Annotated in this window: 10 protein-coding genes; 8 read left to right on the forward strand and 2 right to left on the reverse strand. The window is 57.5% G+C overall.

Annotated elements, in window-relative coordinates:
* Positions 1-40 precede the first annotated feature (40 nt).
* The 5 genes from AB1E42_RS03290 (at position 41) to AB1E42_RS03310 (ending at position 7015) form a co-directional block, all read left to right on the forward strand.
* Positions 41-1639, forward strand: a complete 1599-nt coding sequence (locus AB1E42_RS03290) for a GMC family oxidoreductase (protein WP_368345574.1) — start codon at positions 41-43, stop codon at positions 1637-1639.
* Positions 1640-1781: 142 nt separating this feature from the next.
* Positions 1782-2879 (forward strand): TRAP transporter substrate-binding protein, encoded by a 1098-nt coding sequence (locus AB1E42_RS03295; RefSeq protein ID WP_368345575.1) that lies wholly within the window; start codon positions 1782-1784, stop codon positions 2877-2879.
* 142 nt (positions 2880-3021) lie between these two features.
* Positions 3022-5493 (forward strand): TRAP transporter large permease subunit, encoded by a 2472-nt coding sequence (locus AB1E42_RS03300; protein WP_368345576.1) that lies wholly within the window; start codon positions 3022-3024, stop codon positions 5491-5493.
* 3 nt (positions 5494-5496) lie between these two features.
* Complete coding sequence (locus tag AB1E42_RS03305) at positions 5497-6543, forward strand: DUF475 domain-containing protein (protein WP_368345577.1); 1047 nt, start codon at positions 5497-5499, stop codon at positions 6541-6543.
* A 61-nt stretch (positions 6544-6604) separates the two neighbouring features.
* Complete coding sequence (locus tag AB1E42_RS03310) at positions 6605-7015, forward strand: universal stress protein (protein WP_368345578.1); 411 nt, start codon at positions 6605-6607, stop codon at positions 7013-7015.
* A 106-nt stretch (positions 7016-7121) separates the two neighbouring features.
* Here the strand turns inward: AB1E42_RS03310 and AB1E42_RS03315 are convergent, their stop codons facing one another.
* Together AB1E42_RS03315 and AB1E42_RS03320 are read right to left on the reverse strand one after the other, a co-directional pair.
* Complete coding sequence (locus tag AB1E42_RS03315; protein ID WP_368345579.1) at positions 7122-8186, reverse strand: ABC transporter ATP-binding protein; 1065 nt, start codon at positions 8184-8186, stop codon at positions 7122-7124.
* Positions 8187-8204: 18 nt separating this feature from the next.
* A complete protein-coding gene (locus AB1E42_RS03320) occupies positions 8205-9005 on the reverse strand; it encodes an IclR family transcriptional regulator (protein WP_368345580.1) in 801 nt (266 codons plus the stop codon).
* A 132-nt stretch (positions 9006-9137) separates the two neighbouring features.
* Here AB1E42_RS03320 and AB1E42_RS03325 point away from each other — a divergent pair, with 132 nt between their 5' ends.
* From AB1E42_RS03325 to AB1E42_RS03335, 3 genes are all read left to right on the forward strand, one after another.
* A complete protein-coding gene (locus AB1E42_RS03325; RefSeq protein ID WP_368345581.1) occupies positions 9138-10391 on the forward strand; it encodes an ABC transporter substrate-binding protein in 1254 nt (417 codons plus the stop codon).
* 150 nt (positions 10392-10541) lie between these two features.
* Positions 10542-11480 (forward strand): carbohydrate ABC transporter permease, encoded by a 939-nt coding sequence (locus AB1E42_RS03330; RefSeq protein ID WP_368345582.1) that lies wholly within the window; start codon positions 10542-10544, stop codon positions 11478-11480.
* Complete coding sequence (locus tag AB1E42_RS03335; RefSeq protein WP_368345583.1) at positions 11480-12328, forward strand: carbohydrate ABC transporter permease; 849 nt, start codon at positions 11480-11482, stop codon at positions 12326-12328. The genes AB1E42_RS03330 and AB1E42_RS03335 overlap by 1 nt, the downstream gene beginning before the upstream one ends.
* Positions 12329-12353 lie beyond the last annotated feature (25 nt).

Raw genomic sequence — 12353 nt, forward strand, 5'->3', positions numbered from 1 at the left:
AACGAGACAAAAAGTCTCATTTTTTGAAAAATGGGGAAAAATGAACTTCGACTTCATCGTTGTAGGGGCTGGATCGGCTGGATGTGCGCTGGCCAACAGGCTGTCGGAAAGCGGCCGCTACAGCGTTGCCTTGCTGGAGGCAGGACCCGTCGACCGGAATCCGTGGATCCACATTCCGGTTGGTTATTTCAAAACGATGGGGAACCCGCGCAGCGACTGGCGCTATAAGACGGAAGCTGACCCAGGCATTGCGGGGCGGTCGATCCCATGGCCGCGCGGGCGTGTTCTTGGCGGTTCAAGCTCGATCAACGGTTTGCTTTATGTGCGTGGACAGCCGGAGGACTACAACCACTGGGCGCAGTTGGGCTGTACTGGCTGGAGCTGGGAGGATGTTCTGCCCTATTTCCGCCGCTCCGAGAATTGGGAAGGTGAAGATGCGACCGGTTTGCGGGGCAAAGGTGGCCCGCTTTCGGTGCAGAATTCAAGGATCAAACGCGAGGTTGTCGATCTGTGGATCGATGCCGCGGAAGCTGCGGGATATAAGAAAAATCCCGACTATAACGGCGCCGATCAAGAGGGTGTTGGATACTTCCAGCTGACCATGAAGGGCGGGCGGCGGTGTTCGTCAGCAGCGGCCTATCTGGCGCCGGTGCGCGGGCGTAAGAACCTTGAGGTGATCACCGGTATCCAGACAGAAAAGGTGCTTATCGAAAATGGCCGCGCCGTAGGGGTGCGCGCGCGGCACAAGGGGGAGATGGTCGATGTGAAGGCACGCTGCGAGGTGATCCTGAGCGCGGGTGCGATCGGTTCGCCGCAGATTTTGATGCTGTCGGGTATTGGTGACGGAGAAGAACTGTCGCGGCACGGGATCGCCGTTAATGCGGACCTTAAAGGCGTTGGCAAGAACTTGCAGGATCATTTGCAGGCGCGGCCGGTGTTCAAGACAGACATCAGCACGATCAACACCGAGATGAACAACCTGTTCAAGCAGGCATTGATTGCGGCGGAATATGCGCTGACACAGCGCGGGCCGATGACGATGGCGGCAAGCCTTGGCACTGGCTTCCTGAAGACCGACGAGCGGCTGGAAACGCCGGACATCCAATTTCATATCCAGCCGTGGAGCGCGGACAGCCCTGCCGAGGGGCCGCACAAGTTTTCTGCGTTCACGGCATCGGTATTGCAGTTGCGTCCGGAAAGTGCCGGACATCTGGCGCTGCGTTCGGCCAATATGGATGACCATCCGGAGATTCACCCGAACTACCTTGCGACCGATACCGATTGCCGGACCATCGTGAAAGGCATTCAGATCGCACGGAAAATTGCCAATACCAGCCCCCTCAGAGCGCATATTTCGGAGGAGCATGCGCCGGGTGCAGGGGTCGGTGAAAACGATGAGGAGGCGATCCTGGATTGGGCGCGGCGGACCTCTGTTACGATCTATCACCCAACCGGAACGTGTAAAATGGGGGTTGACCCGATGGCTGTTGTCGACCCCTCATTGAAGGTGAGGGGGATAGACGGGCTGCGGGTCGCGGATGCGTCGATCATGCCGCAGATCGTCAGTGGAAATACCAATGCGCCAGCGATCATGATCGGGGAACGCGCCAGTGCGCTCGTTCTGGAGGAGGCGCGATGAAGAATTAGGCAGGGGAAACTTTGCCTTATGGCCGAGGGGAAGAGGAGCCCCGTTTCGGCAAAATTATGTGGTCAGGTGGATGCCTTCAGCCATGGCCGCAAAAAGCAAATCATGAGGGCAACACATCAAGGGAGGAAATTTGATGTTCAAATTTAAACACTTGGCAGCCGGTGCGACCGTGCTGGCACTTTCCGCATCGGCCGCGATGGCCGAGAAGGTGCTGCGCATCCAGTCGGTGCTGCCGAACACAGCTGACGAAGTCTACATGCTGGAGGATTTTGGCAGGGATGTTGCCGCTCTGACCGGCGGGTCTTTGACCATTGAAGTTCTGCCGGCAGGTGCCATCGTTGGTCCGCGCGACGTTCTGGACGCGGTTGACGCAGGTCTTGTCGAAGGCGGCTTTGCATGGACCCACTATTGGGGCGGCAAGCACGTTGCGGCCAACCTCTTTGGTGCGCCTGTTGCGGGTGCCGGTGTGGGCCTCGACAACATCGCATTCTTGAGCTGGTTCCAGTATGGCGGCGGCAGGGAGCTGTATGACCGCCTGTGGGATGAGATGGGCGTCAATGTGAAGGGCTTCCTGTTGCAGCCGGTTGGTCCGGAAGCGCTTGGCTGGTTCCCTGAGCCAATCGAGTCTATGGATGACTTCCGCCAGATGCGCTTCCGCGCTCCTCCGGGCATGGTTGGTGCAGCTTATGCTGACATCGGTGTGCCTGCTGTTGCAATGGGGGGCGGCGATATTCTGCCCGCTTTGGAAAAGGGCACGATTGACGCTGCTGAATGGTGCTGCCCGAAGCCTGACTCCGTGTTCGGCTTCCAGAAAGTTCTGAAGCACTACTACTTGCAGGGTCTGCACCAGGTCACCGTGAACGCTGACATGTATGTCAATGGTGACTTCTATGACAGCCTCACCGATCATGAAAAGCTGGCACTAGAAGTTGCAGCAAACGCTTCGCTTTCGAAGTCGCTTTCCTACCGTATCTACGAAAACGGCAAGGCGCTGCATGATCTCGTCACCAACGAGGGCGTCATTCTGGAAGATACCCCGGCAGACTACTTCACCGAGTACATGGCTGCTGCGAAGAACGCGCTGCAGGCTGCTGCGGATGAGAACGAGTTCTTTGCCGAAGTATGGCAATCTCAGAAGGATTTTGCGGATATCGCAGTTCCGTTCTGGGCCGGTGCACAGACATCGAACGCCAATCTGGGCCGCGCGCACGCCGCGACGCTTCAGCAATAAATCACAGATGCAGGGCCCTCGCGGGCCCTGCGCTTCCTTTTCGATGAAGGCCCCGGCCGGGACGCTCTGCGTCTCATGTGCGGCGGCGCCTTTTTCAAAAACGAAGAGCCCGGAAAAGGGCACTGAAAAAGGGAGAACGGGGATGGCTGCGGACGAGGTAAATCCGGACGAACTCGAGATAGCCGATGAACTGATTGCCGAGCGTCGTGCCGAAGCGCCGGGAGAAACGCCTCCCGACATGACCCCTTGGCAGCGGCCAATCACAGCGGCCATCGACCTGCTGAACTATCGGGCGGGACAAGCGATAGCGCTGTTGATGGTGCCGCTGATCGTTGTCGTGGTCTACGAGGTTTTATCGCGCAACCTGTTCTCTATCCTGTCGGACGCAGGTTTCGAAGAATTCGCGCGCTCAATGGGCCTTGGCCCGACCTTGTGGGTGTACGACACCAGCCGCATGTTGGCTGGGGTGCTGTTTATGGCCGCCGCTGGTTATGGTTTGATGCGCGGGGTGCATATCCGCGCTGACTTCCTGTATCGAAACTGGTCCGACAAGACACAGGCGACGGTCGATGCGACGCTCTATCTGCTGTTCTTCATGCCGTCGATGATCTGTTTCACGGTGGTCGCGTCTGAATTCTGGTGGCTGGCGTTCTCCAGAGGCGAAACAATGCAGATCGACAGCGCTTGGGGGCCGCTCTTGTGGCCGGCACGGCTTGCTATGCCGGTTGGTGGCTTGCTCTTGGCATTGCAGGGGATCCCAGAAATTTTCCGCGCGTTCCACAAGATGGGTAAGGCGCGGGAGAGGCTGTTTGTGCGGGCGCTGCCTTTCTATTTGATTGCAATGACATGGCTGATCCTTGCGATATTCGCACCGGATATCGTCCCGGGTGGTGAGTGGTTTACCGAGCTGATGAAGGCCAGCCCACAGATGTCTAAGCCGACGATCGGCCTGATCATGCTCGCAGCTATGCTCTTCGTGATCTTTGTTGGCTTCCCGATTTCGTTCACGCTGATCTTCCTCGCTTTCGTGTTTGGGATCTGGGGTGCAAACTTCAAGCTGACCACACTGCTGATGACCCTGAACACCAACTCCACAATGCTCAATGACCAGCTGATGGCGGTGCCGCTGTTCGTGTTGATGGGGATCGTGATGGAGGCGGCGGGCCTGATGGAGCGCTTGTTCGCCTCGATCCAGATGATCATGGCACGGGTGCGTGGTTCGCTTTTCATCGCGGTGTTGATCGTTTCGACGATTTTCGCTGCCGCAACGGGTATCGTGGGTGCCTCCGTTACGCTGCTTGGGATCATGGCTGGAGCGACGATGAGCCGGTCGGGGTACGACGTGAAACTGGCAGCGGGCTGTATCACCGCTGGCGGCACGTTGGGCATTTTGATCCCGCCTTCGATCATGCTGATCGTGATGGGGCCGGTGCTGGAGGTTTCGACACTCGATCTGTTCCGAGGTGCTTTTGTGCCGGGTGCGCTGCTGGCGTCGCTCTACCTGCTCTATACCTTGGGCCGGTGCTGGATTAACCCTGATCTGGGGCCGATCCTATCGCAAGAGGATCAACCGGACACATCGAAAATGTATGGCGTGGAAGTTGCGCTCATCTGCCTTGGCGTCCTGACCATCTGCCGCATATTCGGGCTTGGCCTCGGCGGCAGCTTCGGCGGTGTGGTGCCTTTCGGTGGCTTGTTCGTGCTGATCATCACCTTGGCAATAGCCTACGCGGCATACCGGAGCCTCGCAGTGTTGCGGATTGCGTTGCCGGTGGCGGTTCTGTTCCACCTCTATATGAGCCTTGGGACGGGCGGCGCAGACGGGATTTCGATCTGGTCGATGGTGTTCTCGGCATTCATCCTACTACTGACCTACCTTGCGCGCCCGATCTACAGGGCGCAGGCGGCCGAGGACTTCTATTTCTCGGATCTTTGGGATGAGTTCTTTGCCGGACTGATGCCGCCGACGATCCTGATCTCTTTTGCGCTCGGGTCGATCCTGCTTGGATTGGCAACACCGGCGGAGGCCGCAGCAATGGGTGCATTCGGTGCGATCTTGTTGTCGGTCGGCTACGGGAAGTTCACCATTCCGAGCTTCTTTGACAGCCTGATCAAGGCGCTCGAAATTACCGTGCTGATCATGTTCCTCGTTGCGGCGTCGAACTTCTTTGGTGCGGAGTTCAGCGCGCTGGGCACGCCGAAGATGATGACCGAGATGCTGTTGGGGTTGGAAATGTCGCCCTACTTGATCCTGATCCTCGTCATGGCGCTGATCTTCCTTCTCGGCTGGCCGCTGGAATGGGTGCCGATCGTGCTGATCGTCGTGCCGATCCTGCTGCCGACCGTGCAGGCATTGGATGTGTTCGGCCTGAACCGCTATGACATGATGGTCTGGTTTGGCATCTTGGTTGCGGTGAACCTGCAAACAGCGTGGCTGTCGCCGCCGGTGGCGCTGTCGGCGTACTTCCTCAAGGGGGTGGTACCGAATTGGGATCTGCGGGACATCTACCTTGGCATGATGCAGTTCATGCTGGTGCAGTTGCTCGGCCTGACGCTGCTGTTCCTCTTCCCACAACTGGTTCTGTGGCTGCCAGCTGCGATGTCTGGGAATTAACCGATGACGGCGAAGCGCAGTACAGTTTCCTACCTTAAGTGGCCGCTGATCGTGACGGTTGTCGGATTGGGACTTTCTGGATGGCTCGGCTGGGCCACCGAGGGGAGTACCTCAGGGATCGTGTCCTTCCTGATCGTCGGTGCGGTGCTTGCGGCATTGGAGATTGCGCTGTCATTTGACAACGCAATCGTCAATGCCAACAAACTGGAGGAAATGACCCCCGTTTGGCAGCGACGCTTTCTGACATGGGGCATCCTGATCGCCGTTTTCGGAATGCGGATCATCTTCCCGCTGGCGATTGTGGCGATTTTCGCGTGGATCAATCCCTTTGCGGCGATGCATCTCGCGCTGGCCGATCCAGAAGAATATTCGCGGATCATTGGTCATGCGCATGGGCCGATATCAGCTTTTGGGGGCACCTTTCTGATGATGGTGGCGCTGAAGTTTTTTGTGGACGAGGACAAATCTATCCATTGGATCGAGGTTTTGGAAAAACGGCTGCGCGTTTGCGGTTCGATCCGTGGCTTCGAGATTGCCTTGGTGCTGGTGATCGTGCTGCTGATTTGCCGATCATTGCCCGAATATGAACAGGTAGCCTTCCTGACATCTGCGGTAATGGGGCTTTTGGTCTTTACCATGGTGGATGGGTTGGGAACATACCTCGACAATATCGCGGGTTCGACGGCAGAAATTGGTGCCAAGGGTGGATTGGGGGCGTTTCTCTATTTGGAAGTGCTCGACGCCAGTTTCTCTTTCGACGGGGTGATCGGGGCTTTTGCGCTGACGACGAACATCCTACTGATTGCAATCGGCTTGGGGATTGGTGCGATGTATGTGCGCTCGATGACCATCATGCTGGTGGAGCGCGGCACTCTCGCGGAATTCCGCTATCTGGAGCACGGGGCCTTTTACTCGATCTTTGCGCTTTCGGTGGTGATGTTCCTGCAATCGCTGGTGCATGTGCCGGAGTTGATCACCGGCGGCGTCGGTATGGCGTTGATCGGTTTTGCTTTATTCGCCTCCGTCCGGCAGAATAGACGCGAGGCCTGAAGTGCCGACAGCAATCTGAAAGACTGCAAGGGGCGCGTGGCCCCAACAAAAGGAGCCTGCCATGTATAAGAAGATCCTCGTACCACTCGCCCTGAATCATGGGATATCCGAGCAAACGCTTGCGGTTGCGCATGCGCTCTGCGCGAAGGGTGGTGAGATTACCGCTTTGCATGTGTTCGAGCTTCCTCAAGGAACCGTTTCAACGATCATGGGCGAGGAGACTATTCAAAATGGCCTGATCCAAGCCCGCAAGCTGATGCAGGAAAAGGTCAAGGGAATGGCCGGCGTGCGCGGCGAGATCGTGCGCGGACATGCTTACCGATCGATTGTCGATTTTGCGACGGAGAATGATTACGAGTGTATCGTCATCGGGTCACATAAGCCGGGGCTGAGTGACTATCTGATCGGCTCCACCGCCGCGCGCGTGGTGCGGCATGCCCCTTGCGCGGTGCATGTGCATCGCGACGGCTGAGGCGCCGCACGGAAAGCCACGGCGACATTTTAAGGGAGAGCCTTTCCCAAGTCCGGTGGCGACGTGAGAATTGCCACCGGAACTGGATATGGCGCGGGCTACGGCCTCAGCGGAGGCGCTGTTCTGTTTCTGCGTCGAAGAACATCGCATGGGCTGGGTCGAAGGATAGGCCAACGGTATTGCCCTCGCTTGCGAGACTTTCGCCACGGGATTCTACGATAATCTTCTCGCCGGTCGGAGGGAGAAGGTAATCGTAGGATACGCCGCCCAGATGCTCGCGGATGTCGAGGCGGATGTCTCCCGCGTTCGGCTCGACCTGAAGATGCTGCGGGCGCAGACCAACGAAAACGGCGCTGCCCTCGGCAGGTAGGCTGGCGGGGCCGGTGATCTCTTTGTTGCCGAGAGCGGGGATCGAAACCTTGCCGCCTGCGGTGACGGTGCCGCGCAGAAAGTTCATGCTGGGCGAGCCGATGAAGCCGGCGACGAACTTGTTGTCGGGGTCATTATAGAGGTGCATCGGGGAGCCGACCTGCTCGATCCGTCCGGCGCGGAGAACCACGATCTTGTCGGCCAAGGTCATGGCCTCGACCTGATCGTGGGTGACGTAGATCATTGTCGCGCCGATTTCCTTGTGGAGGCGGGCGATCTCGACGCGCATGTCGACACGCAACTCGGCATCAAGGTTGGAAAGCGGCTCATCGAATAGAAAGACCTCTGGCCCGCGCACGATGGCGCGACCGATGGCGACGCGCTGTCGCTGACCACCGGACAGTGCCTTTGGCTTGCGGTTGAGGTAGTCGTCCAGCTTCAGGATGCGGCTGGCCTCGGCAACCTTGGCAGCAATTTCCTCTTTTGGGTGGCCGTTCATGCGAAGGCCGAAGCCCATATTCTCGCGCACCGTCATATGCGGGTAGAGAGCATAGGTTTGGAAAACCATCGCAACACCGCGCTCGGCGGGGTCAAGGCGGGTCACATCCCGTTCGCCAATGTGAATGTTGCCGGCGCTGGTTTCCTCCAGCCCTGCAATCATGCGCAGGAGGGTGGATTTGCCGCAGCCGGATGGGCCGACGAAAACACAGAACTCGCCATCGTCGATCTCAAGATCAATATTATGGATAACCTGTGTTTCGCCGTATCTTTTAACGGCTTGTTTCAGGGTGACGCCAGTCATTGGGGGTCTATCCTCCGGTCAATCCGGGAACTGCCAGTTTTCGGCAGCCTCGGCGATTTTCTGTGCGGTTTTTGTCAGTGGTTTGCGCAGTTTCCCAAGCTCTTCGAGCGTGTTGCGCTGGGTCGATGTGGTGACGGATAAGGCGCCAAGAACGCGGCCGCTTGCGGTGATGATCGGTGCGGCAATGCAGATAATGCCCGGTTCGTGTTCTTCGCGGTCGAAGGATATGCCGTCCGCGCGAATACGTTCCAGCTCGGCCGAGAAAGATTCGGGCGTGGTGTAGGTGTGTTCAGTATGCCTGAAAAATGCTTGCCGATTGATTGCATTCTGCCGCTCGGCGGGGGGCAGGAATGCGATCATCGCCTTGCCCACGCCGGTGCAATAGCCGGGACCGATCTTACCCGCTTCGGAAAACATTTCGATCGGCTTCCGGGCGTTGCGCTTATCGACGTAGAGGACCTGGCCTTCGTCGAGCTGGGCGAGGTGAATGGTTTCTTCGACTTCTTCTGACAAAGCGTCGATAAAGGGGCGCGCAAGCGGCGCGAGCGAACTTTGTCGCCACGCCGCATGGGCCAGCCGCAACAGCCGCAAGCCAAGCCCGTAAGTTTGTTGGTCGGGATTGTAGCTGAGCATGCCTTGGCTCGTCAGGGTTTGCAGCAGGCGATGTAGCGTCGCCTTTGGATGGGGCGACAGGGTCTGGATTTCAGAGAATCGCATGGGGCGCTTCTGCATCGCAACCTGATCGAGCAATTCGAGTGCCTTGCCGACGGTGCCATCCGCAGCAGGCTTAATATTTTGCTCTTTTTCAACGGTCGCCATGAATTCCTCCCACGCCCCGATCTGGCGCGATCAGGGGTATTGACATGTTTAGCCTCATTCCGCCATAGTTTCAATAGTTGGAATAAGGTTCCATTATTTGGAACTCCAGCGACAACATAATGGGAGGACACCATGTTGAAAAAAGTAACCACGGCAGCGGCAGCGCTGGCGTTGACCACTGGCATTGCAGGCCCGGCGTTTGCCGAGTTGAGTGGCACGCTCAAGATTTTCTCGGACATGTCGAACCCTGCTCCGCGCGCGGTGATCGAAAAGATGGCAGCCGATTTTGATGCGCTGCACCCTGATCTGACTGTCGAGCTGACTGTCATCGATCGTGAAGCCTACAAGACCCAGATTCGTAACTTCCTTTCCGCCAACCCGCCGGACGTCGCCAACTGGTACGCTGCAAACCGTATGGGCCCGTATGTACAGGCCGGCCTGTTTGAAGATGTCTCTGACCTGTGGGAGGAGCCTGAAATCGCCAACAACCTTGCATCGACCAAAGGCGCGATGACGATTGACGGCAAGCAGTGGGGCGTACCCTATACCTACTATCAGTGGGGCGTGTACTACCGCGAGGACATCTATAACGAGTTGGGTCTGGAAGAGCCGACCAACTGGGAAGAGTTCAAGGCGAACTGTCAGGCGATCATCGATTCCGGCCGGAAGTGCTTCACCATCGGGACCAAGTTCCTGTGGACGGCTGGTGGCTGGTTTGACTACCTGAACATGCGGACCAACGGCTTTGATTTCCACATGGATCTGACCGGCGGTGAAGTCGCATGGACCGACGACCGCGTGCGGCAGACATTCGCCAACTGGCGTGAGTTGATCGACATGGGCGCGTTCGTTGATAACCACCAGTCCTACAGCTGGCAGGAAGCGCTTCCGTTCATGGTGAACGGTGAGGCAACAGCCTACCTGATGGGTAACTTCGCTGTAGCGCCGCTGCGCGATGCGGGCCTTAGTGTTGATCAGCTGGATTTCTATCAGTTCCCCGCGATCAACCCGAATGTCGAGTTGGCTGAAGATGCGCCGACCGACACGTTCCACATCCCGAGCGGTGCGGAAAACAAGGAAGCTGCGCGCGAGTTCCTGCGTTATGTCGTTTCTGCCGACGTTCAGACCGAGATCAACAACGGCTCGAACCTCGGCCAGCTGCCGGTGAATGCTTCGGCATCTGTTGATGATGACGAAATGCTGAACCAAGGCTTCGAGATGCTGAGCTCCAACTCGCCGGGCGGGGTTGCGCAGTTCTTCGACCGTGATGCGCCGGCCGAGATGGCTGCCGCAGCGATGGAAGGCTTCCAGGAGTTCATGGTGTTCCCTGACAATCTGGACGACATCCTCGCCCGCCTTGAGCAGGTGCGCGGCCGCGTCTACTAAGGCGACTGCTGAAAATTCCCGAGGGCGCGGTTTGCGCCCTCGGGTCCAACGCCGAAGCGCCGCAGGCCATTCACAAAGTGCGTTGTTTGGCAAAGATTTGTGGCCGACGGTTCCGTGACGAGCGGAGCAACATGCAGAAGGAAACTGTCCATGACTGAGGCTGCGTATTCCCCGAGCCATAGGCCGGGTTCAGGCCCGCGTGACGGCTGGATACACCGCAACCGGCAAACTCTGGCGCCGTTGCTCTTCCTGACACCGGGTGTGTTGTTCTTTCTGTTCTATGTTATTTTTCCGATTTTCGAGAGCTTCACTATCTCATTCTACCGCTGGGACGGGCTTGGAGAGCCGAGCTATGTCGGGCTGGAAAACTATCGTGAACTTGCGACGGACCGTGCTTTCGAGGTGTCCTTGTGGAACAATCTCAAGTGGCTGCTGCTGTATCTTCTCGCGATTCCGGGTGGGCTTTTCATCGCGCTGTTCCTCAATCAGACGGTGACGGGGATAAGGCTTTATAAGTCCCTGTTCTTTTTCCCTTTCGTGATCAGCCAAGTCGTTGTCGGTTTGGTCTTTACATGGTTTTACGATCCGACCTTCGGGCTTTTGAATACCGTGTTGGAGGGGCTTGGCATGAGCCCTGTGAATGTTCTGGGCGATCCGACGCTGGCCACCTATGGCATTATCGCCGCCGGGCTGTGGCCGCAGATTGCCTATTGCATGATTTTGTATCTCACGGGCCTGAACGCCGTTGATCCAGAACAGATCGAAGCGGCGCGGCTTGATGGAGCAAAGGGCTGGCGGATGCTCTGGCATGTGATCATCCCGCAGCTGCGCCCAGCGACATTTATCGCCTTTGTTGTCACGATCATCGGCGCGCTGCGCTCATTCGATCTGATCTCGATCATGACAAACGGCGGGCCGTTCGGGTCGACGCGGGTGCTATCATTTTACATGTTTGAAAAAGCGTTGAGCGAATATGGCTTCCGCATGGGCTACGGCGCGGCAATCGCTGTGGTGCTGTTCCTGATTATGTTGTGCTTCATCGCATATTTCCTGTGGTCAATGTACCAAGACGAGAAGGGGGGGCGCTGATGTTTCCGAAGCCTATTCAGAGCGCCTCGCGCGGGTGGCAGGCCACCTATCAATCTATGGTTCCGCTGGCGCTGGTATTGTGGCTCCTGCCACTGATTGCGGTGGCGGTCTTCTCGATCAAACCGGATGTCGATTTTACCACGGGAAATTATTGGGGGATGCCGAGCACTTTTGCTGGTGCGGAAAACTACGGTAAGGTTTTCTTCCAGTCCGATATGCCGCGCTACCTGATGAATTCAGTCCTGATCACGGTCCCGACGGTGATTGGTGCGGTGGCGCTTTCGTGCATGACGGGCTTTGCGCTGGGTGTTTATCGTTTTAAGGGTAACCTTCTGATCTTCTTCATGTTTGTGGCGGGGAACTTTGTGCCTTTTCAGATTCTGATGGTGCCGGTGCGGGACCTGACGCTCGATCTGGGGCTTTACAACACAAAGACGGGGTTGGTGCTTTTCCATGTGGCATTCCAGACCGGATTTTGCACGCTCTTCATGCGGAACTTTATCCGCGCTCTGCCGTTTGATCTTGTCGAGGCGGCGCGGGTAGAGGGCGTCGCAGAATGGCGGATATTCTGGTATGTTGTCCTGCCATTGATGAAGCCGGCAATCGCGGCATTGGCGGTGCTGATCTTTACCTTCATCTGGAATGACTATTTCTGGGCGGTGGTGTTGACCCAAGGCGCCGAAAGCCAGCCAGTGACGGCGGGTATCACAAGCTTTAACGCCCAGTACCGCGCCGCCTATCATCTGATGAGCGCGGGTAGCATTGTGGCGGCGCTGCCGCCGGTTGCGATGTTCTTCCTAATGCAACGCCATTTCATTGCGGGGCTTACTTTGGGCGCTGTAAAATAAGCCGATGCAGGTGTGTTGAGCGCCA

Origin of the sequence: Pelagovum sp. HNIBRBA483 (genome assembly GCF_040931995.1) — a bacterium.
GTDB lineage: Bacteria > Pseudomonadota > Alphaproteobacteria > Rhodobacterales > Rhodobacteraceae > JAEPMR01.